The sequence below is a fragment of the Pseudomonas sp. SCPG-7 genome (assembly GCF_002156405.1).
Classification (GTDB): Bacteria; Pseudomonadota; Gammaproteobacteria; order Pseudomonadales; family Pseudomonadaceae; genus Aquipseudomonas; species Aquipseudomonas parakoreensis.
In genome coordinates this window covers 88,257-111,582 of sequence record NZ_MVOO01000012.1, presented here as the reverse complement: position 1 = coordinate 111,582, position 23,326 = coordinate 88,257, and the positions used below count along the sequence as shown (strand labels likewise).

The 23,326-nt window shown below is 61.4% G+C and carries 23 protein-coding genes; 16 read left to right on the top strand and 7 right to left on the bottom strand.

Annotated elements, in window-relative coordinates:
* Positions 1 to 18: 18 nt before the first annotated feature.
* From B1722_RS21185 to B1722_RS21145, 9 genes are all read left to right on the top strand, one after another.
* Entirely contained in the window at positions 19 to 894 is an 876-nt protein-coding gene (locus B1722_RS21185) for an SMP-30/gluconolactonase/LRE family protein (RefSeq protein WP_086794184.1), read from the top strand.
* Positions 895 to 1,164: 270 nt separating this feature from the next.
* Positions 1,165 to 1,983 (top strand): SDR family oxidoreductase, encoded by an 819-nt coding sequence (locus B1722_RS21180; protein WP_041069220.1) that lies wholly within the window; start codon positions 1,165 to 1,167, stop codon positions 1,981 to 1,983.
* 278 nt (positions 1,984 to 2,261) lie between these two features.
* The gene (locus B1722_RS21175; protein ID WP_047295641.1) at positions 2,262 to 3,266 is read left to right on the top strand and encodes a substrate-binding domain-containing protein; all 1,005 of its coding nucleotides are present in this window, start codon (positions 2,262 to 2,264) and stop codon (positions 3,264 to 3,266) included.
* Positions 3,267 to 3,299: 33 nt separating this feature from the next.
* Positions 3,300 to 4,844 carry an L-arabinose ABC transporter ATP-binding protein AraG gene (araG, locus tag B1722_RS21170; RefSeq protein WP_086794182.1) on the top strand — a complete coding sequence of 515 codons (1,545 nt, stop codon included), beginning with the start codon at positions 3,300 to 3,302 and terminating at the stop codon, positions 4,842 to 4,844.
* 12 nt (positions 4,845 to 4,856) lie between these two features.
* A complete protein-coding gene (gene araH, locus B1722_RS21165) occupies positions 4,857 to 5,825 on the top strand; it encodes an L-arabinose ABC transporter permease AraH (protein WP_041069807.1) in 969 nt (322 codons plus the stop codon).
* Between the two features lie 195 nt (positions 5,826 to 6,020).
* Positions 6,021 to 6,734 carry a GntR family transcriptional regulator gene (locus B1722_RS21160; protein WP_041069228.1) on the top strand — a complete coding sequence of 238 codons (714 nt, stop codon included), beginning with the start codon at positions 6,021 to 6,023 and terminating at the stop codon, positions 6,732 to 6,734.
* Positions 6,731 to 7,729, top strand: a complete 999-nt coding sequence (locus B1722_RS21155) for an ADP-ribosylglycohydrolase family protein (protein WP_086794181.1) — start codon at positions 6,731 to 6,733, stop codon at positions 7,727 to 7,729. The genes B1722_RS21160 and B1722_RS21155 overlap by 4 nt, the downstream gene beginning before the upstream one ends.
* Positions 7,730 to 7,951: 222 nt before the next feature.
* Positions 7,952 to 9,418: a cytosine permease gene (locus tag B1722_RS21150; protein ID WP_041069234.1), complete on the top strand. Its 1,467-nt coding sequence runs from the start codon at positions 7,952 to 7,954 to the stop codon at positions 9,416 to 9,418.
* Positions 9,411 to 10,340, top strand: a complete 930-nt coding sequence (locus B1722_RS21145; RefSeq protein WP_086794179.1) for a PfkB family carbohydrate kinase — start codon at positions 9,411 to 9,413, stop codon at positions 10,338 to 10,340. Before B1722_RS21150 ends, B1722_RS21145 begins: the two co-directional genes overlap by 8 nt.
* A gap of 124 nt (positions 10,341 to 10,464) precedes the next feature.
* Here B1722_RS21145 and B1722_RS21140 read toward each other — a convergent pair whose 3' ends face one another.
* From B1722_RS21140 to B1722_RS21125, 4 genes are all read right to left on the bottom strand, one after another.
* Positions 10,465 to 10,845, bottom strand: a complete 381-nt coding sequence (locus tag B1722_RS21140; RefSeq protein ID WP_086794178.1) for a Rho termination factor N-terminal domain-containing protein — start codon at positions 10,843 to 10,845, stop codon at positions 10,465 to 10,467.
* 142 nt (positions 10,846 to 10,987) lie between these two features.
* Positions 10,988 to 11,242 (bottom strand): hypothetical protein, encoded by a 255-nt coding sequence (locus B1722_RS21135; RefSeq protein ID WP_007961959.1) that lies wholly within the window; start codon positions 11,240 to 11,242, stop codon positions 10,988 to 10,990.
* A gap of 44 nt (positions 11,243 to 11,286) precedes the next feature.
* Positions 11,287 to 11,631, bottom strand: a complete 345-nt coding sequence (locus tag B1722_RS21130) for a hypothetical protein (RefSeq protein ID WP_041069243.1) — start codon at positions 11,629 to 11,631, stop codon at positions 11,287 to 11,289.
* An 82-nt stretch (positions 11,632 to 11,713) separates the two neighbouring features.
* On the bottom strand, positions 11,714 to 12,382 hold the full coding sequence (locus B1722_RS21125) for an HD domain-containing protein (protein WP_086794176.1): 669 nt from the start codon (positions 12,380 to 12,382) through the stop codon (positions 11,714 to 11,716).
* A 159-nt stretch (positions 12,383 to 12,541) separates the two neighbouring features.
* Here B1722_RS21125 and B1722_RS21120 point away from each other — a divergent pair, with 159 nt between their 5' ends.
* Positions 12,542 to 13,021: a GNAT family N-acetyltransferase gene (locus B1722_RS21120; RefSeq protein WP_007961964.1), complete on the top strand. Its 480-nt coding sequence runs from the start codon at positions 12,542 to 12,544 to the stop codon at positions 13,019 to 13,021.
* 3 nt (positions 13,022 to 13,024) lie between these two features.
* On the opposite strand, the gene B1722_RS21115 is transcribed toward B1722_RS21120, so the two are convergent.
* A complete protein-coding gene (locus B1722_RS21115; RefSeq protein ID WP_086794175.1) occupies positions 13,025 to 13,498 on the bottom strand; it encodes a hypothetical protein in 474 nt (157 codons plus the stop codon).
* 190 nt (positions 13,499 to 13,688) lie between these two features.
* Between B1722_RS21115 and B1722_RS21110 the strand changes: the two genes are divergently transcribed.
* From B1722_RS21110 to B1722_RS21090, 5 genes are all read left to right on the top strand, one after another.
* Positions 13,689 to 14,678: a 2-dehydro-3-deoxygalactonokinase gene (locus tag B1722_RS21110; protein WP_086794173.1), complete on the top strand. Its 990-nt coding sequence runs from the start codon at positions 13,689 to 13,691 to the stop codon at positions 14,676 to 14,678.
* A gap of 19 nt (positions 14,679 to 14,697) precedes the next feature.
* On the top strand, positions 14,698 to 15,318 hold the full coding sequence (locus tag B1722_RS21105) for a 2-dehydro-3-deoxy-6-phosphogalactonate aldolase (RefSeq protein ID WP_086794172.1): 621 nt from the start codon (positions 14,698 to 14,700) through the stop codon (positions 15,316 to 15,318).
* A 48-nt stretch (positions 15,319 to 15,366) separates the two neighbouring features.
* Entirely contained in the window at positions 15,367 to 16,515 is a 1,149-nt protein-coding gene (dgoD, locus tag B1722_RS21100; RefSeq protein WP_007961968.1) for a galactonate dehydratase, read from the top strand.
* 172 nt (positions 16,516 to 16,687) lie between these two features.
* On the top strand, positions 16,688 to 17,992 hold the full coding sequence (locus B1722_RS21095; RefSeq protein WP_086794170.1) for an MFS transporter: 1,305 nt from the start codon (positions 16,688 to 16,690) through the stop codon (positions 17,990 to 17,992).
* A 60-nt stretch (positions 17,993 to 18,052) separates the two neighbouring features.
* Positions 18,053 to 18,856: an IclR family transcriptional regulator gene (locus B1722_RS21090; protein ID WP_041069258.1), complete on the top strand. Its 804-nt coding sequence runs from the start codon at positions 18,053 to 18,055 to the stop codon at positions 18,854 to 18,856.
* Here B1722_RS21090 and B1722_RS21085 read toward each other — a convergent pair.
* Entirely contained in the window at positions 18,853 to 19,905 is a 1,053-nt protein-coding gene (locus B1722_RS21085; protein ID WP_041069261.1) for an NAD(P)-dependent alcohol dehydrogenase, read from the bottom strand. The two genes, B1722_RS21090 and B1722_RS21085, sit on opposite strands and share 4 nt — an antisense overlap.
* A gap of 190 nt (positions 19,906 to 20,095) precedes the next feature.
* Here B1722_RS21085 and B1722_RS21080 point away from each other — a divergent pair, with 190 nt between their 5' ends.
* On the top strand, positions 20,096 to 20,986 hold the full coding sequence (locus B1722_RS21080; RefSeq protein ID WP_007961974.1) for an AraC family transcriptional regulator: 891 nt from the start codon (positions 20,096 to 20,098) through the stop codon (positions 20,984 to 20,986).
* 182 nt (positions 20,987 to 21,168) lie between these two features.
* Here the strand turns inward: B1722_RS21080 and B1722_RS21075 are convergent, their stop codons facing one another.
* Positions 21,169 to 22,833: an electron transfer flavoprotein-ubiquinone oxidoreductase gene (locus B1722_RS21075; RefSeq protein WP_041069264.1), complete on the bottom strand. Its 1,665-nt coding sequence runs from the start codon at positions 22,831 to 22,833 to the stop codon at positions 21,169 to 21,171.
* Between the last annotated feature and the right edge of the window lie 493 nt (positions 22,834 to 23,326).

Sequence of the window (23,326 nt, the reverse complement as noted above, 5' to 3'; positions counted from 1 at the left end):
AAGAACCAAGGAGTTGCCATGAGCTGGACCGCCGTAACCCAACACCGCGCCAGACTCGGAGAAGGCCCGTTCTGGGACGCCCCCACCCAGGCGCTGTACTGGGTCGATATCGCCGGCCAGCAGGCGCTGCGGCTGATCGGCAACAACGTGCAGATCTGGCGGATGCCCGAGCACGTTTCCGCGTTCATCCCCTGTGCCAGTGGCGACGCGTTGGTGACATTGAGCAGCGGCGTGTATCGACTGGATCTCGATTCCCCGGGCCTCGAACCACGCCTTACGCTGTTCTGCATTGCCGACCCGCAACCCGGCAATCGACCCAACGAAGCACGCTGCGACGCCCAAGGCCGACTGTGGCTCGGCACCATGCAGAGCAACATCGGTGACAACGGCGAAGACCTGCCGATCGAGCGTCGTTCCGGCGGCTTGTTTCGCATTGATCCTGACCAGCGTGTCACGCCATTGCTGCTCGGTCTCGGCATTCCCAACACACTGCTGTGGAGCGACGACGGCACCACGCTGCTGTTCGGCGACAGCCTCGACGGGGTGCTCAATCGCTATTTCATTCACACCGATGGCAATCTCGATGTCGCCAACCGTTGGTACGGTCCTGACCAGAACGGCGGCCCGGACGGTTCGGCAATGGACGCCGAAGGCTACGTGTGGAACGCCCGCTGGGATGGCAGTTGTCTGCTGCGCCTGAGCCCGGAAGGCAAGGTCGAGCGCAAAATCGACCTGCCCGTCAGCCGACCGACCAGTTGCGTATTCGGCGGCGAAGACCTGAAAACCCTCTACATCACCAGCGCCCAGAGTCCGCACAACCATCCATTGGATGGCGCGCTGTTGTCGATGCGGGTCGATGTACCGGGCAAACTCTGCACACGCTTCGCTGGCTAAATCCCAAAATATGGGATGCAAAATTATATATTGAGATTATTTGGCAGTCGGGTTTATAGTCGGCTCCAGCAGTAACACGCACTCACACTTAAAAAGAACAAAACAGGTGAAGTGATGCAGCGAACCTCTATCGCACTCCCCAACGGAGTCAGCGTCTCGCAACGGCCCGGCGTCGCTCGCCGCGCCTGCCTGTTTCGTTTTCACAGTCTTCCAGACCGGACATCGTCAGATGCCCGGTTTTTTTGTGTCGACGAACAGGAGTTCTGATCCATGGCTGAACCTCTTTCCTTGCCGCCGGTGCCTGCGCCGCCGAAGGGTGAGCGTCTGAAAGACAAAGTGGTGCTGCTGACCGGCGCCGCTCAAGGCATCGGCGAAGCCATCGTCGCCACCTTCGCCTCACAGCAGGCCAGGCTGGTGATCAGCGACATTCAGGCAGAGAAGGTCGAGAAGGTTGCCGCGCACTGGCGCGAGCAGGGCGCTGACGTGCAGGCAATCAAGGCCGACGTCTCGCGCCAGCAAGACCTGCACGCCATGGCCAGACTGGCGGTTGAGCGGCACGGACGCATCGACGTGCTGGTCAACTGCGCCGGGGTCAACGTGTTCCGCGACCCGCTGCAAATGACCGAAGAAGACTGGCGTCGTTGCTTCGCCATCGATCTGGACGGCGCCTGGTACGGTTGCAAAGCCGTGCTGCCGCAGATGATCGAGCAAGGTGTCGGCAGCATCATCAACATCGCTTCGACCCATTCCTCCCACATCATTCCCGGTTGCTTCCCGTACCCGGTGGCCAAGCACGGCCTGCTCGGCCTGACCCGGGCGCTGGGTATCGAGTACGCGGCGAAGGGCGTTCGGGTCAACGCTATCGCGCCGGGCTACATCGAGACGCAACTCAACGTCGATTACTGGAACGGCTTTGCCGACCCGCACGCCGAGCGTCAGCGCGCCTTCGATCTGCACCCGCCGAAACGTATCGGCCAGCCGATTGAAGTGGCGATGACCGCGGTTTTTCTGGCCAGTGACGAAGCGCCGTTTATCAATGCCGCGTGTATCACCATCGATGGTGGGCGCTCGGTGATGTACCACGACTGAATAGCTTGGGTTTCAGGCGGTGAACTCCGCGTGAAATCCAATCATCATACGATATGACTATTTTCAACAGGCTTTGCAGCAGTACGTGTCACGCCACCACACCTGTGGCGAGGGAGCTCGCTCCCGCTCGGCTGCGCAGCAGTCGTAAATTCGGGCTGCGCGGTGTGTTTGATTGACCGAGGTAACCGGTTTTAGGGCCGCTTCGCAGCCCAGCGGGAGCAAGCTCCCTCGCCACAAGCTGTTTAATTTGCTCAAGAAAAATAACAAGGAGTCAGCTTATGAAACGTCGTTTCGGGATTCGTACCCTGTGCAGTGCCGCGCTGGCGGTCACCGCGTTCAGTCTGAGCAGTACGCTGCTCGCTGCCGACGCCGTGAAAATCGGTTTCCTGGTCAAGCAGGCTGAAGAGCCATGGTTCCAGACCGAATGGGCCTTCGCTGAAAAAGCCGCCAAGGACAAAGGCTTCGAACTGATCAAGATCGCCGTGCCGGACGGCGAGAAAACCCTCTCGGCTATCGACAGCCTTGCGGCGAACGGCGCCAAAGGCTTCGTGATCTGCCCGCCGGACGTCTCGCTCGGCCCGGCGATCATGGCCAAAGCCAAACTCAATGATCTGAAAGTGATCGCCGTCGACGACCGTTTTGTCGACGCCAGCGGCAAGTTCATGGAAGACGTGCCATACCTCGGCATGGCCGCGTTCGAAGTCGGCCAGAAGCAGGGCAACGCGATGGTCGCCGAAGCGAAGAAACGCAACTGGGACTGGAAAGACACCTACGCGGTGGTCAACACCTACAACGAGCTCGACACCGGCAAGAAGCGCACCGACGGTTCGATGAAGGCGCTCGAAGACGCCGGCCTGCCTAAGGATCACATCCTGACCGCCGCACTGAAAACCCTCGACGTGCCGGGCAGCATGGACGCCACCAACTCGGCGCTGGTCAAGCTGCCCAGCGCAGCGAAGAACCTGATCATCGGCGGCATGAACGACAACACCGTGCTCGGCGGCGTCCGCGCCACCGAAGCCGCCGGGTTCGCTGCGGCCAATGTGATTGGTATCGGCATCAATGGCACCGACGCCATCGGCGAGCTGAAAAAGCCCAACAGCGGTTTCTTCGGTTCGATGCTGCCAAGCCCGCACATCGAAGGCTACAAGACCGCCGAGATGATGTACGAGTGGGTCACCACCGGCAAAGAACCGCCGAAGTACACGGCGATGGACGATGTCACCCTGATCACCCGCGAGAACTTCAAGCAAGAGCTGGAAAAAATCGGCCTGTGGAACTGATGGCTGTTCGATCGGTGTGAAGAGGTGACTCAGATGCACGCGCAAGTACAGATACATGAAAGCAGCGCCGGCGGGAGCCTGCGCTTCAACGGGATCGGCAAGACTTTTCCCGGGGTCAAGGCGCTGGACGCGATCAGCTTCGTCGCCCATCCGGGGCAGGTGCACGCCTTGATGGGCGAGAACGGCGCCGGCAAATCGACCCTGCTGAAAATCCTCGGCGGCGCCTACATCCCGAGCAGCGGCGAGTTGCAGATCGGCGAGCAGACCATGGCCTTCAAGTCGACCGCCGACAGCATCGGCAGCGGCGTCGCGGTGATTCACCAGGAGCTGCATCTGGTGCCGGAAATGAGCGTGGCCGAGAACCTGTTTCTCGGTCATCTGCCGGCCAGTTTCGGCCTGATCAATCGTGGCGTCCTGCGCCAGAATGCCTTGGCCTGCCTCAAGGGCCTGGCCGATGAAATCGATCCGCAGACCAAGGTCGGGCGCCTGTCGCTCGGCCAGCGGCAACTGGTGGAAATCGCCAAGGCGCTGTCCCGTGGCGCGCATGTGATTGCCTTCGATGAGCCGACCAGCAGCCTCTCGGCGCGTGAAATCGACCGTTTGATGGCGATCATCAGCCGCCTGCGCGATGAGGGCAAAGTGGTGCTCTACGTCTCGCATCGCATGGAAGAAGTGTTCCGCATTTGCGATGCGGTGACGGTGTTCAAGGACGGCCGTTACGTGCGCACCTTCGACGACATGAGTCAGTTGACCCACGATCAACTGGTGACCTGCATGGTTGGCCGCGACATTCAGGACATCTACGATTACCGCAGCCGTCCACGCGGCGCGGTGGCGTTGAAGGTCGACGGTCTGCTCGGCCCGGGGCTGCGCGAACCGGTGAGTTTCGAGGCGCACAAGGGCGAGATTCTCGGGCTGTTCGGTCTGGTCGGGGCCGGGCGCACGGAATTGTTCCGGCTGCTCAGCGGGCTTGAGCGCAACACCGCCGGACGCCTGGAATTACGCGGGCATGAACTGAAATTGCGCTCACCGCGTGACGCGATTGCCGCCGGGATCCTGCTGTGCCCCGAGGACCGGAAAAAAGAAGGGATCATTCCGCTGGCCAGCGTTGCCGAGAACATCAACATCAGCGCGCGCGGCGCCAATGCCAGCCTCGGCTGCCTGCTGCGCGGGCTGTGGGAGAAGGGCAACGCCGACAAGCAGATCAAGGCGCTGAAAGTCAAAACCCCGCACGCCGGTCAGCAGATCAAATTCCTGTCCGGCGGCAATCAGCAGAAGGCCATTCTCGGTCGCTGGCTGTCAATGCCGATGAAGGTTCTGCTGCTCGACGAGCCGACTCGCGGCATCGACATCGGCGCCAAGGCCGAGATCTACCAGATCATCCATAACCTGGCCGCCGACGGCATTTCGGTGATCGTGGTGTCCAGCGACCTCATGGAGGTGATGGGCATTTCCGACCGCATTCTGGTGCTCTGCGAAGGCGCGCTGCGCGGCGAAGTCAGCCGCGACCAGGCCAATGAATCCAACCTGCTGCAACTGGCTTTGCCGCGCCATCGCGCTGACGGCGTGGCGAACTGAGAGGTGACTATGATGACCATCCAAAACAAGGCGCTGCCGACTCCCCGCAAACCGTTGGACCTGCGGCGCTTCCTCGACGACTGGGTCATGCTGCTGGCGGCCATCGGCATCTTCGTCGCCTGCACGCTGCTGATCGACAACTTCCTCTCGCCATTGAACATGCGCGGGTTGGGCCTGGCGATTTCCACTACCGGCATTGCCGCGTGCACCATGCTGTATTGCCTGGCGTCGGGGCACTTCGACCTGTCGGTGGGCTCGGTAATCGCCTGCGCCGGGGTCGTTGCGGCGGTGGTGATGCGCGACACCAACAGCGTGTTCCTCGGCGTCAGCGCGGCGCTGGTGATGGGCCTGATGGTCGGGCTGATCAACGGCATCGTGATCGCCAAGTTGCGGGTCAACGCGTTGATCACCACGCTGGCGACGATGCAGATCGTCCGCGGCCTGGCCTACATTTTTGCCAACGGCAAAGCGGTGGGCGTGTCGCAGGAATCGTTCTTCGTCTTCGGCAACGGCCAGTTGTTCGGCGTGCCGGTGCCGATTCTGATCACCATCGTCTGCTTCCTGTTCTTCGGCTGGCTGCTGAACTACACCACCTACGGGCGCAACACCATGGCCATCGGCGGCAACCAGGAAGCGGCGTTGCTCGCCGGGGTCAACGTTGACCGGACCAAGATCATCATTTTCGCCGTGCACGGCGTGATCGGCGCACTGGCCGGGGTGATTCTGGCATCGCGCATGACCTCCGGGCAGCCAATGATTGGCCAGGGTTTCGAGCTGACCGTAATTTCGGCGTGTGTGCTCGGCGGTGTGTCGTTGAGCGGCGGGATCGGCATGATCCGGCATGTGATTGCCGGGGTGCTGATTCTGGCGATCATCGAAAATGCGATGAACCTGAAGAACATCGACACGTTTTATCAGTATGTGATTCGTGGTTCGATTCTGTTGCTGGCCGTGGTCATCGACCGCCTCAAACAACGCTGATTCCCGCTCAGCACGCGAACCTGTGGGAGCTGGCTTGCCAGCGATTTCGGTTGATCATTCAACATTAACTTTGAATGTTCCGCCGCCATCGCTGGCAAGCCAGCTCCCACAGGTGGCTGCGCCGCGCCAGACCTTCCGTCATCTCTGCTAAAAATTCCTTGCCCGCCCGCAACCGTTTCAGGTATCACTTTGTACATGATTAGACAGGTACGATTTGACAAGAAACAACGGGTGGTCGACGAGCTCGTCCGGCGCATCGAAAGCGGCCTCATGGAGGACGGCTTTCTGTTGCCCGGCGAGCATCAGTTGGCGCAGGAATTCAACGTCAGCCGTGGCACGTTGCGCGAGGCGCTGGCCGAGCTGAAGCGGCGCAATTACATCGCCACGCAAAGCGGGGTCGGCTCCATTGTTACGTTCGACGGTGTAGCGCTCGATCAGCGCAGCGGCTGGGCGCAGGCGCTGGCCGACAGCGGGGCGCTGATCAACACCGAAGTGCTGCGCCTGGAAGCCGTGACCCGGCCCGATCTGCTCTCGCGGTTCGGCACCGAGCAATTCATCACCCTCGACCGCCGTCGCCGCTCCAACGACGGCACCCTGGTGTCCCTCGAACGCTCTTTGATGCCGGCCACCGGCGGCCTGGAAAGCCTGCCGCGTGTCGGTCTGATCGACAACTCGTTGACCATTACCCTCGCGGCCTACGGCTACATCGGCGAACGCGGCGATCAATGGATCGGCGCCGAACCGCTGAATGCCGAGGACGCCGAACTGCTCGGGCGCCCGGTGGGAACCGTGTTCCTCAAGGCCCTGCGCACCACCTACGACCGACAGAACCGTTTCATGGAACAGGTCGAAAGCCTGCTCGACCCGGTGCATTTCCGCCTGCACCTGCAATTTGGAGAATCGAAATGACCGCGCTCAACCGTGCCCTCGGTGCGTTTTATGGCCTGGCTCTCGGTGACGCGTTGGGCATGCCGACGCAATCGCTGAACCGCGAAACGATCAAGGCCCGCTTCGGCCGGATTACTGATCTGCAGGATGCCGGTCCTCTGCAACCGATCGCCGCCAACATGCCCAAAGGCTCGATCACCGACGACACCGAACAGGCGATTCTGGTCGGCGAGTTGCTGCTCGAGGGCAAGGGCCGGATCGAGCCGGCCGTGCTCGCCCAACGGCTGATCGAGTGGGAAGCCGAGATGCAAGCCAAGGGTTCGCAGGACCTGCTCGGCCCATCGACCAAACGCGCCATTGAAATGATCCTCGCCGGCCACTCGCCGGAGGAGGCCGGGCGTTATGGCACCACCAACGGCGCGGCGATGCGCATCACCCCGGTGGGCATTGCGGCGGATGTCGCTGATCCCGAGCGTTTCATCGCAGCCGTGGTGCAGGCCTGTCAGGTTACCCACAACACCACGTTGGGGATTTCCAGCGCGGCGGCGGTGGCGGCGGTGGTCTCGGCCGGGATCAACGGCATGGATCTGGGCGAGGCATTGAACCTTGGCCAGCAGATTGCGCAACAGGCCGAGGCACATGGGCACTGGGTCGCTGGCGGGCGCATCGCTTCGCGCATCAGTTGGGCGCGCAGCATCAGCGTCGACAGCGACAAGGCGCTGCTGGCCGATCTGCTGTACGACGTGATCGGCACGTCGGTAGCCTCGCAGGAATCGGTGGTGGTCTCGTTCGCCCTGGCGCAGCAAGTGGCGGTCGGCGAGATGAGTGCGTTCGACGCGTTGTGCATGGCTGCCAGCCTGGGCGGTGACACCGACACCATCGCGGCGATTCTCGGCGCCATGCTCGGGGCCTGCCTGGGTCTTGAGAGTTGGCCTGCCGAGATGATCAAGACGGTGAAGGCTGTCAATCATCTGGAGCTTGAGCCGTTGGTGCAAGGTCTGTTGGCCTTGCGTTGATTCAATTGACGCCTTCGCTGGCAAGCCAGCTCCCACAGGGATCGTGCATATCTTAAGGTTCACTTTGAACCTGTGGGAGTGGGCTTGCCCGCGATAGGCGCGACGCATTTATGAATTATTCACCCGCAATGGATCGCACAGACAGGCCCGGGAAGGCCACAGATGTCTTGTCGTTTTGCATCATTGCCACAACCACAATAAAGGCAAACAGGAGCACTGTTCATGAGTTCATCAAACGTCGGGCCAAGCGCCGGGCAGCTGGAAACCCGGGGTATCGAGCCGGTGCCGGAAGCCGAGTGCAACGGCCATCCGCTGCAACTGTTCTGGGTCTGGTTTGCGGCCAACATTTCCATTCTCGGACTGCCGCTCGGCGCTACGCTGGTGGCGTTTCGCGGGCTGGCAATCTGGCAGGCGATCATTGTCGCGATTGTCGGCGCAGCCGGTTCGTTTGCGGTGGTGGGAATCATCTCGATTGCCGGTCGCCGCGGCCGCGCGCCGAGCCTGACCCTGTCGCGGGCAATCTTCGGCGTGCGCGGCAATATCGGCCCGACCCTGGTCTCGCTGATGTCGCGTCTGGGCTGGGAAACCGTCAACACCACCACCGCCGCATTCGTGCTGCTGTCGCTGTGCTCGATCCTGTTCGGCTCACCGGTTGAAGCGAAAAGCGCGCCCGTGCTGACCCTGCTCTTCATCGCCATTTTCGTGTTGCTGACCCTGTCGGTTTCCGGCCTCGGTCACGCGACGTTGCTGGTGATCCAGAAGTGGGCGACCTACGTGTTCGGCGCGCTGAACATTCTGGTCGGCGGCTTCCTTTGCGCGACCATCGACTGGAGCGCGGTGTTCAACGCCACGCCAGCGCCGCTGAGTGCGATGATCATTGGTATCGGCACCATGGCCGCCGGCACCGGGATCGGCTGGGCCAACGCCGGCGCGGACATGTCGCGCTATCAGCACCGCAGCGTCAAGGCTGTACGGCTGGTCGCTTCGGCAGCGTTCGGCGCGGGGATTCCGCTGGTGTTGCTGATCACCCTCGGCGGCCTGCTGTCGGTGGGCAACAACGATCTGGCATCGGCAACTGACCCGATCGTGGCGATCCGCGACATGCTGCCGACCTGGATGGCCGTGCCGTACCTGATCACCGCATTCGGCGGCCTGCTGCTGTCGAACAACCTCTCGGTGTACTCCGCCGGTTTGACCACGCTGACCCTCGGTCTGAAGGTCAAACGCGTCTACGCAGTGGTGGTTGACATCGTGGCGATCTTCGCCGGTTCGATCTACTTCATGCTGATCGCCGACAGCTTCTACGGCCCGTTCATCACCTTCATTTCCCTGCTGGCGGTGCCGATCACCGCATGGGTCGGGATCTTCGTGGTCGACCTGATTCACCGTCACTACTACAGCCCGAAAGACCTGCTCGACGTCAGCCCGAGCAGCGCCTACTGGTACAGCGGCGGCATCGAGTGGCGCGCGTTCGGCGCGTGGGCGATTGCCATCGTGCTCGGCTTCAGTTTCACCACCATCGGCACCACCGCCGAGAACGTCTGGTTCAAAGGCTTCCTGTCTGACTCGTGGCTGGGGCACAACGGTCTGGGCTGGATCGTGACCTTCGTGGTGGCCGGTGGCATTTACCTGGTTCTCGGCGGGGCGAAAGACCGCCGCGCCGCGCAAGTCGAGAATGCTCATGCCTAAGATGTTGCACACCGGCCAGGTCATCATCGACCTGGTCATGGCCGTGGATCGGTTGCCGCAAATCGGCGGCGATGTGCTGGCGCAGTCTGCGGCGTTCGAGGCCGGCGGCGGTTTCAACGTGATGGCCGCTGCCGTGCGCAATGGTTTGCCGGTGGTTTATCTCGGTCGCCACGGCAGTGGGCGTTTCGGTGATCTGGCGCGTCAGGCGATGAAGGATGAAGGCATTCACATCGGCATCCCGACGCCTGCGCAACGCGACACCGGAATTTGCGTGGCGCTGACCGATGCGTCGGCCGAGCGCAGTTTCATTTCCTACATCGGCGCTGAAGGTGAGGTGACCGAGGAGGATTTGAACAGCGTGGCCGCCGAAGCGGGCGATTACGTGTATGTGAGCGGCTACAGCCTGCTGCATGCAGGCAAGGCGCAAGTTTTGCTGGACTGGACGCTGGCGCTGCCGGACGCGATCAACGTGGTGTTCGATCCGGGCCCGCTGGTCGAGTCGCCGGACTCGGCGTTGATGCAAGCGCTGCTGCCGCGCATTGATGTGTGGACCAGCAACAGCGTCGAGGCGTTGCGCTTCACCGGAGCTGCGGATATTGGCGCGGCACTGGACCGACTCGCCGAACACTTGCCGCAAGACGTGCTGTTGGTGGTACGCGACGGGCCGCAGGGTTGCTGGATTCAGCAGGCCGGTGAACGTCGGCATGTGCCGGGGTTCGCCGTGAAAGCGGTCGACAGCAACGGTGCGGGGGATGCGCATGCCGGGGTGTTTGTCGCCGGGTTGGCGCAGGGTCTGGATGCGTATGAGGCGGCGCGGCGGGCGAATGCGGCAGCGGCTTTGGCAGTCACGCGATGGGGGCCGGCTACGGCGCCGGGGGCGGCTGAAGTGGATGGGTTTATCCGCGAGTCCTGCGGCGACTGAACTGACGCTTTCGCTGGCAAGCCAGCTCCCACAGGTTTACAGGGTGAAACGCAAATTTGTGTACCCCGGAGTCACTGTGGGAGCTGGCTTGCCAGCGATAAGGCCATCAGCCTCACAACAAATATCAGCCGGCTTTGCGCAACGCCGCAATCAACTCATCCTTGCGCATCGAAGAGCGCCCGGCGATATTCTTCGCCCGCGCCTCTTTCCTCAGACTGTCCACAGTCTGCGTCTCGCGCGACGCCTTGCTGTCGCGCGCATGTCCCTCGCGACTGGCCACCGCTCGCCGCGATGATTCTTTGCGATCTTCGGACTTGGCACTCGCCGGTTTCCTGCGTCCGGAGCCGCCAGCCTTTTCGCCACCGCCCGACTGTTTGTTGACCGTCGCCCAGGCCCGCGCCTCGGCTGCATCCTTCGACAAGCCTTTTTTCTCATAGCTGTCTTCGATGTGATCGGCCTTGCGCTTCTGTTCGGCGGTGTATTTGTCTTTGCTTCCACGAGGCATGGGATTTCTCCTTGCACCGGTAGATGGGTTTCATGTGTAGGAGCTGCCGCAGGCTGCGATCTTTTGATTTTAAAAAGCAAGATCAAAAGATCGCCGCGAGCGGCAGCTCCTAAAAGATCATGTGTTCACACAACCACCGCTTCTAGACATCCAGCTTTCGCGCCGCTTCAACGCCCGCGGCACTGAGCTTGATCGGCAGATTCAACGAGTGTTCGCCGGCCTCGTTGCAGGTCACATGACCATGGTGAATCAGTCCGCGATCCTGCAGGGCGGCGAGGGCGCTGGCCACGACTTTCTCACCGCGATAGTTGTCCAGCACCTCTTTGCCCAATCCACTCGGATGGGCGTGCAGCAGGCGGGTAAGGACTTCTTTTTCCAGGTTTTTATCGACGTTCATGGTTACCTCTTCATGGATGTGAATAGGACGCTCGCGTCGGCGAACTACTGACCGCTGCCTTCGGAACCCGAGCCACCGGTGGTGGTTTTCGAGCCGATGCCGGGGCCGGCGTTATCGGGTGTTGCGGGGGCGTCGGGGGTGTTCATGCCACCCTGGCGGCCGGGGTCACTGCCTTGTGTGCGTGGGTCGGTGCCAGTCGCAGGTGGCTGGTTGATCAACGGAACCCCGGAGCCATCGGTGTTCATGCCTGGGGCACTGTTAATGGCCGGGGCGCGCGGTGATGGAACCGGATCGGCAGGACCGGTGCCCGCTGCAGTGGTAGAAGCGGCGAAAACCGCAGGGCTCAGCAGGGCGGCGAAAACGAGGGCAGTCAACCTTGACGGAATCATAGGGCTTCTCCAGTGATTGGAATCCTTACCTGTGTTTGGTCTGCCCCTGAATCGGATTGGTGCCTGATGATCGACGAACGGTCTATTGGCGAAGTGCGGCATCAATGCCGATCTCTTCCTTGAACTGCTCCATGAAACCCTTCAGACGCTGATGGCGGATCTGCGCCAGACGCTGCCCGGCGGCAGTCTGGAAACCGTCCGCGAGGTGCAGCAGTTTGGTCTGGAAGTGGTCGAGGCAGAAGCGTGTGTCATCGTAGTCGCGTGTCTTGGCTTCGGGGTCGCGTGGATCGTACAGCGCACTGCCCATGCGCCCGGCAACGTAGAAGGTACGGGCGACGCCGAGCATGCCCAGCGAATCGAGACGATCGGCGTCCTGGACCAGTTTCGCTTCGAGGGTGAGCGGGGTGATGTTGGCGGAAAAACTGTGGGCTTCGATGGCGTGGCTGACGGCGCTGATTTTGCTTTCGGGCCAATCCAGATCGGCCAGCACGTTAGCGGCTTTGTCAGCGGAAAGGCGCGAGGCCTGCGAGCGCAGCGGCGAGTTCTTTTCGACAGCTACGCAGTCGTGCAGCAGCACGGCGGCGAGCAATACTTCGAAGTCGCCGCCTTCCTCGGCCTGCAAGGTGCGCACGGTGTGCCAGACCCGTTGCAAGTGAGCGAGGTCGTGGGCACCGTCGTCGGAGGTCTCCAGAGCGTGGGGCAGCAGTACGGCTGCTAGCTCCTCCACGGGCATAAAAATCTCAAGGTTCATGAGCATCCTTTCAGACTGGCGAAGTTCCTGTGGGGCGGGCTTGCTCGCGAAAGCCACACTGTTTGCAATATTGGATCAGGATATTCTCTGTGTTGCCATGTGACGAGCGCCGCATCCGGCCTTAGTATGGCGCTTTCCCTTTTCCGACAAGGCCCGTTCATGACGATCGAAATCCGCCCGGCGACCCCCAGCGATGCGCCGCAAATCCTCGCCTTCATCACCGAACTGGCAGATTTCGAAAAGGCCCGCCACGAAGTGATCGCCAGCGTCACCGATATCGAGCGCAGCCTGTTCAGTGAAGGCGCCACGGCCCATGGTCTGATCTGCCTGCGTGACGGTGTGCCGATCGGTTTTGCGGTGTTCTTCTTCAGCTATTCGACGTGGCTCGGCAGCAATTGCCTGTACCTCGAAGACCTCTACATCACCCCCGAACAGCGCGGCGGCGGTGCCGGTAAAACCCTGCTGCGGCATCTGGCGAAAATCGCCTGCGACAACGACTGCGGCCGCTTTGAATGGAGCGTGCTGGACTGGAACACCCCGGCCATCGAATTCTACAAATCCCTCGGTGCGCAGCCGCAGGAAGAGTGGGTGCGCTATCGCATGGATGGCAAGGTGTTGCGGGAGTTTGCCGAGGGATGATCGTCAGGGCGTCGATGTGGTTTTGGCGGTGTCATCATCAGTCATTTCCCAGTTGCCGCTGAGCAACCCATCAAGCGTCTTACGCACGGAAATCTTGAAAGCCCCGGCCTTCTCTTCATCGAAGGCCGCTTTCCAGTAGGTGTAGCCCTGGCTGAAATCCGGAATCTGCGCCGTTTCTCCCACGCGCCGAGTCAGGCTGCGCTGCAAAGCCTCGGCCTGGAAAGGCAGGTGGGGCATTGCGGTGAACTCGCCTCCGGTGACCGGGTTGATCATCCGAATGCCATCAACGCGGATATGCACGACGGTGCCGTAGTGCGGATAGCTTTCGATTTTGAGAATGGTCAAGGTCGAGGCTTCTTCACCCGGCCGGGTGTTGTAAGCCCAGATATCACCCTCCTTGATAGCGGGCAAGGCGCTGGCAATCGCCGCGAAGCAGAGTGCGCCACAGAGCAGTAACGCCGTTAAAGCGGTTTTCATTTTTTCTTCCCTGAACATATTGAGAGCGGTCGCCGCATGGACGCGGCCGGCATTTTAAAGATTTGGCAGAAAAACGCTTGTTACACTTGTAAATCCCATAATATGGGAATGATATTTATATATTGAGATTTATCTGCGCCAAGGTTTATAGTCCGTCGCACTCACTGCCAAAAACAAAACAGGTGATGCGATGCAGGCGCAATTGATCGCGCTCGATTGGGGGACGACCTCATTACGTGCTTACAAACTCGCGGCGGGCGGGGTGGTGCTGGAACAGCGTGCGCTGTCGTCCGGAATCATGCAGTTACCGAAGACGCCGCGAGTCATCAACGGTGGTGAATGCGCCGACGGCTTTGAACTGGCCTTCGAAGACGCTTGTGGTGACTGGCTTGATGCGCAGCCGGATCTGCCGGTGATCGCCTGCGGCATGGTGGGCAGCGCCCAGGGCTGGCGCGAGGCGGCCTACTGCGAAACGCCGGCAAACGTCGCCAATCTCGGAAATTCCTTACAAACACTGGTCAGTCTGCGCGGCACGCGGGTACATATCGTGCCGGGGGTGATCCAGCGTTCACGCCTGCCGAATGTGATGCGCGGCGAAGAAACTCAGGTCCTCGGCGTACTGCAGAACCTGCCGGCGGAGGCGGGCGGCGATCTGTTGATCGGTCTGCCGGGCAGCCATTCCAAGTGGGTGGAAGTGGTCGATGGCTGCATCACACATTTCGACACCTTCATGACCGGCGAAGTGTTCGCCGTGCTTAGTGAACACAGCATTCTCGGGCGTACCCAGCAACAGGGTGCGGCGTTCGACGGCGTGGCATTTGACCGTGGTGTGCAAGTGGCGCTGTCGGCGGACGGCGAACTGGGTGTGCTCTCCACATTATTCAGTGCGCGTACTTTGGGCCTGACCGGCGAACTGGCGCCGACGGCGCAAGCGGACTACCTGTCCGGGCTGATGATCGGCCATGAGCTGGCGGCACTCGCCACCGTTCAGCGCCGCCGCCGCAACAGCGTGCATCTGCCGTCGATCATCCTCATCGGCAACGCGCAACTCTGCGCCCGTTACGCCCGTGCCCTCGAGGCTTGCGGTTTCGCTCGCGTCACGCTGGCCGAGCAGGCCACCGAGCGTGGCCTGTGGCAACTGGCGCTGGCCGCCGGGCTGCTCGATTCCTTATCCCGTTAACCCTGACTGGAGGCCTGACATGCTCAAGCAAGCATTGGCACAAAACAGTCTGATCGCAATCCTGCGTGGCCTGCATCCGCAGGAAGCCGCTGCTGTCGGAGAAGTCCTGTATGCCGCCGGATTTCGCGTCATCGAAGTACCGCTCAATTCCCCGTCGCCGTACGAAAGTATCCGCATCCTGCGTCAGACCTTGCCCGCCGATTGCCTGATCGGTGCCGGCACGGTGTTGACCCCGGAGCAGGTCGAGCTGGTGAAAGAGGCCGGCGGCCAGGTGATCGTGATGCCACACAGCGACGCCAAGGTGCTGCGCGCAGCGAAAGCGGCGGGGCTGTACCTGTCGCCGGGAGTAGCGACGCCGACCGAAGCGTTCGCGGCGCTGGAGGAGGGCGCGGACATTCTCAAGCTGTTCCCGGCCGAGCAGATGGGCCCGGCGGTGGTCAAGGCGTGGCTCGCGGTGTTGCCCTCCGGGACGGTGCTGGCGCCGGTCGGCGGGATCACCCCGGACAACATGCAAGCGTTCATCGACGCTGGTGTGAAAGGTTTCGGCCTCGGTTCCGGCCTGTTCAAGCCAGGCATGACGGTTGAGCAAGTGGCGGCCAATGCCAAGGCCTACGTGGCTGCCTGGAAGGCCCTTCGCTGAGATTTATCCGGCGCTGCGTGCGCTGCATCTAACAAGAGAGACAAGAAGATGAAAATCACCAAACTCACCACCTTCATCGTCCCGCCGCGCTGGTGCTTCCTCAAGGTCGAAACCGATGAGGGTGTGACCGGTTGGGGCGAGCCTGTGGTCGAAGGCCGCGCACACACCGTCGCCGCTGCCGTTGAAGAATTGTCCGACTACCTGATCGGCAAAGACCCACGCAACATCGAGGACATCTGGACCGTGCTGTACCGCGGCGGCTTCTACCGCGGCGGCGCGATCCACATGAGTGCACTGGCCGGTATCGATCAGGCGCTGTGGGACATCAAGGGCAAAGCCCTCGGCGTGTCGGTCAGCGATCTGCTCGGCGGTCAGGTGCGCGACAAGATTCGTGTGTATTCGTGGATCGGTGGCGATCGTCCGGCCGACACCGCACGCGCCGCGAAAGAGGCGGTGAGCCGGGGTTTTACTGCGGTGAAAATGAATGGCACTGAAGAGCTGCAGTTCCTCGATTCCTTCGAGAAAGTCGATCTGGCCCTGGCCAATGTCGCCGCCGTGCGCGATGCGGTCGGGCCGAATGTCGGCATCGGTGTCGACTTCCACGGTCGGGTGCACAAGCCGATGGCCAAGGTGCTGATGAAGGAGCTCGACCCGTACAAACTGATGTTCATCGAGGAGCCGGTGCTCAGTGAAAACTACGAAGCGCTGAAGGAGCTGGCGCCGTTGACCAGCACGCCGATTGCCCTCGGTGAGCGGCTGTTCTCGCGCTGGGACTTTAAACGGGTGTTGAGCGAAGGTTACGTCGACATCATCCAGCCGGATGCCTCCCACGCCGGCGGCATTACCGAAACCCGCAAGATCGCCAACATGGCCGAAGCCTACGATGTGGCGCTGGCGCTGCATTGCCCGCTGGGGCCGATTGCGCTGGCGGCGTGTCTGCAACTCGACGCGGCTTGTTACAACGCGTTTATCCAGGAACAGAGCCTGGGTATCCATTACAACGAGAGCAACGATTTGCTCGACTACGTGAAGGATCCGCGGGTGTTCGACTACGACCAGGGCTTCGTGAAGATTCCGAACGGGCCGGGACTGGGCATCGAGATCAACGAAGAATACGTGATCGAGCGTGCCGCTGTCGGCCACCGCTGGCGCAACCCGATCTGGCGCCATGCCGACGGCAGTTTTGCCGAGTGGTGAGTCCCTTCTGACCCACCCAAAATCCACTGTGGGAGCTGGCTTGCCAGCGATGACGGCGGCACATCCGACATTGATGTAACAGATGCACCGCTATCGCTGGCAAGCCAGCTCCCACAGGGTTCGGCGCAAGTTTTACGATTGTCCTCAAATAATCATAAGAAGAGGCACCCCCATGCCAACGCAAACCCTCACCGGGCAGGCGTCTTTAGTCACGCCCAGCCGCAAGCGATTTTTCATCATGGTGCTGCTGTTCATCACCGTGGTCATCAACTACCTCGACCGCAGCAACCTGTCGATTGCCGCGCCCGCGCTGACCAGTGAACTGGGCATCGACCCGGTTCACGTCGGGCTGATTTTCTCTGCATTCGGCTGGACCTACGCCGCGATGCAGATCCCCGGCGGCTGGCTGGTGGATCGGGTGCCACCGCGCATCCTCTACAGCGTCGCGCTGCTGTTGTGGTCGCTGGCCACGGTGCTGCTCGGCTTCGCCGCGAGTTTCATTGCGCTGTTCGTGCTGCGCATGGCGGTCGGCGCGCTGGAAGCGCCGGCCTATCCGATCAACAGCCGCGTGGTCACCACCTGGTTTCCCGAGCGTGAACGGGCCACGGCGATTGGTTTCTACACCTCCGGGCAGTTTGTAGGCCTGGCGTTTCTGACCCCGGTGCTGGCCTGGCTGCAACATGAGTTCGGCTGGCACATGGTGTTCGTCGCGACCGGCGCGGCGGGCATTATCTGGGCGGCGATCTGGTACGCGGTGTACCGCGAACCGCGGGATTTCAAGGGCGCCAACGACGCGGAGATCGACCTGATCCGTGAGGGCGGCGGACTGGTAGACATTCAAGCGCAAACGGCCAAGGCCTCGTTCAGTTGGACCGACCTCGGCATCGTCCTGAGCAAACGCAAGTTGTGGGGCATCTACCTCGGCCAGTTCTGTCTGAACTCGACGCTGTGGTTCTTCCTGACGTGGTTCCCGACCTACCTGGTGAAATATCGCGGCATGGACTTCATCAAATCCGGCCTGTTGGCGTCGCTGCCGTTTCTTGCCGCGTTCATTGGCGTGCTGTGTTCGGGGTTCTTTTCCGACCTGTTGATCCGCCGTGGCTGCAGCGTCGGCTTTGCGCGCAAGTTGCCGATCATTGGCGGGCTGCTGATTTCCACCTCGATCATCGGTGCCAACTTCGTTGAATCGACACCGCTGGTGATTGCCTTCCTGGCGCTGGCGTTTTTCGGCAACGGGCTGGCGTCGATCACCTGGTCGCTGGTCTCGACCCTCGCTCCGGCGCGGTTGCTGGGGCTGACCGGCGGGGTGTTCAACTTCATCGGCAACCTGTCGGCAATTGCCACGCCGATTGTCATCGGTTTCCTCGCCAGCGGTGACTCGTTCGCCCCGGCGATTACTTACATCGCGGTTCTGGCGCTGATCGGTGCATTGTCCTACGTGCTGCTGGTGGGCAAGGTCGAGCGTATCGAGTTGTAGTCGTCTGCGTCGGGCGACCATAATGCCGCCCGTTCCCTCGCTCAACGGTAAAGGCTGGATATGCAGGAAGACGCCCCGGAAAAAACCAAGGACGCCGCACCCACCGGCACCCAGACGCTGCTTCGCGGCCTGGGTGTGGTGCACGCGGTGGCCAGTGGCGCCCGCGATCTGAAAGAGATTGCCCGGCTGATCGGCACCACGCGCAGCACCACCCATCGTCTGGCCAGTTGCCTGGTGGACGAGCGCTATTTGCGCGTAGTGCCGCAAATCGGCTATCTGCTGGGGCCCAAGCTGATCGAGCTGGGGTTTCAGGCGCGTGAAGAGTTGCCGCTGGTGAGTCTGGCCGGGCCGTATCTGGACGAGTTGTCGGCGCTGACCGGCGACACCGTGCATCTGGGCATTCGCGAAGGCGACGAGGTCTTGTACCTGCTGAAGAATCCGGGGCGCAACGGCCCGGAAATGCGTTCGCGTGTCGGCCACCGCATGCCGTTGGCGCGCACCGGGATCGGCAAGGCGTTGATGCTCGATGATGCGCCGCAGGATTGGCAGCGCCTGTACGACATCAGCCTGCCGGCGGGTGGGAAAAGTCAGTTCTGGCCGCAGCATCCCCAGCAATCGTGGGAACAGCTCGAGCAGCGCATGACCGAGTACGTGGCCGGCGGCTACGCCTTCGATCTGGAGGACAACGAACCGTCGATCCGCTGCGTGGCGGCGCCGATTCGCGATGCGAGCAAGCGCATTGTCGCGGCGATCAGTATCGCCAGCACCGTGCCGTACATGCCGCTGGAAAAAATGGCCGAGCTGATCCCCCTGATCAAAGGGGTCACAGCCCGGCTCTCGGCGGAGCTTGGCTTGAAGGTTTAAAGCTTCAAGGTCGCCATGTCGATCACGAAGCGGTACTTCACGTCACCGGCAATCATCCGCGCGTAAGCTTCGTTGATCTGGCGGATGTCGAGCATTTCGATGTCGCAGGTGATGTTGTGCTCGGCGCAGAAATCCAGCACTTCCTGGGTTTCGGCGATGCCGCCGATCAACGAACCGGCCAGCACGCGGCGGCCCAGCACCAGGTTGGCAGCATGCACCGGCGGGTCGATCGGTTCGATCAGGCCGACCAGAATGTGCACGCCATCAAAGCGCAGGGTTTGCAGGTACGGGTTGAGGTCGTGCTGCACCGGAATGGTGTCCAGCAGGAAGTCGAAACGGCCCGCAGCGGCGGCCATTTGCTCGGCATCGGTGGAGACGATCACATGATCGGCGCCCTGACGACGGCCTTCCTCGGCCTTGCTCGCCGAACGGGTGAACAGCGTGACTTCCGCACCCATGGCCTTGGCGAACTTGATGCCCATGTGGCCGAGGCCGCCCATGCCGAGAATCCCGACCTTGTCGCCGGCCTTGACCCCGTAGTGCTTGAGCGGTGAGTAGGTGGTGATGCCGGCGCAGAGGATCGGCGCGGCGCTGGCCAGATCCAGCTTTTCCGGAATGCGCACCACGAAGTGCTCGCTGACCACGATGCTGTCCGAATAACCGCCCATGGTGTTGCTGCCGTCGACCCGGTCCGGGGTGGCGTAAGTCATGGTCGGGCCTTCGAGGCAGTATTGCTCGAGGTTCTGCTGGCAGGCGGCGCAGGTGCGGCAAGAGTCGACCATGCAACCGACACCGACCAGGTCGCCGACTTTATGTTGAGTGACGTTGGCACCGATGGCGGTGACTTTGCCGACGATTTCGTGGCCGGGCATCAACGGATACACGGCGATGCCCCATTCGTTGCGCGCCTGGTGGATGTCGGAGTGGCAGACGCCGCAGTACAGGATCTCGATCGCCACGTCGTCGGCGCGCGGGCTGCGGCGTTCGAATTTCATCGGGGCGAGGGGAGTGGTGGCCGATTGAGCGGCATAACCGATAGCGGTGTACATAAGAAACCTCGCAGAAGCAGTGACAGGTGAGGTGGCGCATTTTGGGCGCCGACTGCCGCTGCGGCCATGACGATTCCTCCGGGTCTCATGCCTAATCCTCCGGCATGCAGGTCTGGGCAAGCGCATTGGCAAAAGGATCTGCGATGATGCTTGCATGCCTTTTTCCGTGACTTTTTTGAAGACCCCTCCGATGCAGTTGACTCGCCACCTTGATGCCAATGCCACGCTGGTTTCGCTGATCGAGCCGCTGGCGCTTTGCGACGGTTACAGCCAGACCGGGTTACCTGGTGTGCAGGTGCTGCGCGCCAGTTGCGACGTGGCGCGTGGCCCGCACATTTATGAGCCGAGCCTGATGATCATCGCCCAAGGCAGCAAACTGGCGTTCCTCGGCCCGCGCACCATGGAATATGGCGCCGGGCACTACCTGATTCAGGCGCTGCCGGTGCCGTTCGAGTGTGAAACCTTTGCCTTGCCGGATGCGCCGTTGCTGGGTGTATCGGTGGCCATCGACCGGGTGTTGCTCGGCGAACTGGTGCTGGCCATGGGGCTGGCGCCGGGGCGGCACATTCCGGCGCAGACACCGGAGTCGATGACCTCGGTGGTGCTCGACGATGACATGCGTGGCTGTGTCGAACGCTTGCTGCGTTGCCTGCACGATCCGCTGGAACGGCAGATTCTCGGACCGGCGCGGGTCCGCGAATTGTTGTTCACTGCGTTGCGCGGGCCGCAGGCCGATGTGTTGCGCGCACTGGTCGAACAGCAGGGGCAGTTCGCCCGGGTCGCGGCGTCGATCAGCCATCTGCATGCGCATTACACCGAGCCGCTGAATGTCGAGACGTTGGCCAGTTGCGCGAACATGAGCGTGTCGTCTTTTCACGAGCACTTCAAGCGCAGCACGCTGTTGTCGCCGGTGCAGTATCTCAAGCGCCTGCGCTTGCTCAAGGCGCAGACCTTGCTGGTCGCCGAAGGGCTGGGCGTGGCGCAGGTGGCGCATCGGGTGGGGTATCAGAGCACGTCGCAGTTCAGTCGCGAATACAAGCGCTACTTCGAGCGTAGCCCTGGTGATGAGCGCGTTGCCTGAGAGTTTGCGTAACCCTGTGGGAGCTGACTTGCCAGCGAAGGCGGTGATCCAGGCTGCCAAGATGTCGACTGACATGGCCCCATCGCTGGCAAGCCAGCTCCCACAGGGGATGATGTGATGCATTAAATTTTGGGCAACAAAAAGGCCCCCATTTCGGGAGCCTCGTTGTTCAGCGATGCGACTTACATGTTCGGGTAAGTCGGGCCGCCAGCGCCTTCCGGCGTGACCCAGGTGATGTTCTGCGAAGGGTCCTTGATGTCACAGGTCTTGCAGTGCACGCAGTTCTGGGCGTTGATCTGGAAGCGCTTTTCACCGTCTTCCTTGGTGATCACTTCATATACACCGGCCGGGCAGTAGCGCTGTGCCGGTTCGTCGTACATCGGCAGGTTGCGGCTCAGCGGAATGCTCGGGTCGGTCAGCTTAAGGTGGCACGGTTGCTCTTCTTCGTGGTTGGTACCGGAGATGAACACCGAGCTCAGTTTGTCGAAGCTGAGTTTGCCGTCCGGCTTCGGATAGTCGATCTTCTTGCAGTCGGCCGCCAGTTTCAGGCAAGCGTAATCCGGCTTGGTGTCATGCAGGGTGAACGGCAGTTTGCCGCCGAAGATGTTCTGGTCCAGCCAGTTGAAACCACCGCCGACGATCGCGCCGAACTTGTGGATCGCCGGGCCGAAGTTGCGGCTGGCGAACAGTTCGTCGTAGAGCCAGCTCTTCTTGAACGCGTCAACGTAAGTGGTCAGCTCTTCGGTGCCATCCTTTTCGGCGAACAGTGCGTCGGCCACCGATTCAGCGGCGAGCATGCCGGACTTCATCGCGGTGTGGCTGCCTTTGATCTTGGCGAAGTTCAGGGTGCCGAGGTCGCAACCGATCAGCGCGCCGCCCTTGAAGACCATTTTCGGCAGCGAGTTCAGGCCACCTTTGCAGATCGCACGGGCGCCGTAGCTGACGCGTTTGCCGCCTTCCAGGTACTGCGCCAGCACCGGGTGATGCTTGAGGCGCTGGAACTCGTCGAACGGCGACAGGTAAGTGTTGCTGTAAGACAGGTCGACGATCAGACCGACCACGACCTGGTTGTTTTCCAGGTGATAGAGGAACGAGCCGCCGGTGTTTTCGGTGCCCATGATGTCCAGCGGCCAACCGGCGGTGTGCACCACCAGGCCTGGCTGGTGTTTGGCCGGGTCGATTTCCCAGATTTCTTTCAGGCCGATGCCGTAGTGTTGGGCGTCGGCATCGCTGTCGAGGTTGTAGCGCTTGATCAGTTGCTTGCCGATGTGGCCACGGCAGCCCTCGGCGAACAGCGTGTACTTGCCACGCAGTTCCATACCCGGGGTGTACAGGCCTTCTTTCGGGTTGCCTTCGCGGTCGACGCCCAGATCACCGGTGATGATCCCGCGCACGATGCCGTTGTCGTCGATCAGCGCTTCCTGAGCGGCGAAGCCCGGGTAGATTTCCACGCCCAGGTTCTCGGCCTGCTGGGCCAGCCAGCGGCACAGGTTGCCCAAAGAAATAATGTAGTTGCCTTCGTTGTGCATGGTCTTGGGCACAAAGAAGTCAGGGATTTTCTGCGCGCTGTCGGCGTTTTTCAGCACGAAAATGTCATCGCGGGTGACCGGCGTGTTCAGCGGGGCGCCGAGTTCTTTCCAGTCCGGGAACAGTTCGTTCAGAGCGCGTGGTTCGAACACGGCACCGGACAGGATGTGTGCGCCGACTTCGGAGCCTTTTTCGACCACGCAGACGCTGATTTCCTTACCGGCTTCGGCGGCCTTCTGCTTCAGACGGCAGGCGGCGGACAGGCCAGCGGGGCCGGCACCGACGATGACCACGTCGAATTCCATGTATTCGCGTTCCACAGGCTATCTCCTACTCAAGGCTCAACAGTTTTTTTTCTAATTTGGAGGTTCGGCGTCGCATCCGTTATTGCCTTTACGTTAACGTCAAGGGTAATAATGGGTAAACCACCTTTCTCTCTAGGCGGCGCATTATATCTACACCACTCGGAGCGTCCAATACAAACGTTTGTTTGAATCGGCTCCAGCCCAGAGAAATCAAAGAAGCGCGGCTTATGAACGGCCATTTTGCCGTATTGACCGGAATAGGCGTTCCGGTCAAGATACGGGCGGTTTTGCGCTCGCCGTAGGCAGACTGGCGGTTTCAAGAGCACCTCTAAAGACAGGGCACAGGCAGTTCAAGGTGATGCGCAGCGCAAGTCCGGCGCGCAGTTTACACACCGTGCGATTCAATGACCCGTTGGTCACCACTGACGAACGGTCATCGCCCCCCAGCCGGCGTTTTTAGAGGTGCCCTTGTGCCCGATGAGCATCAACCGCCAGGTTCGCCTAGGCG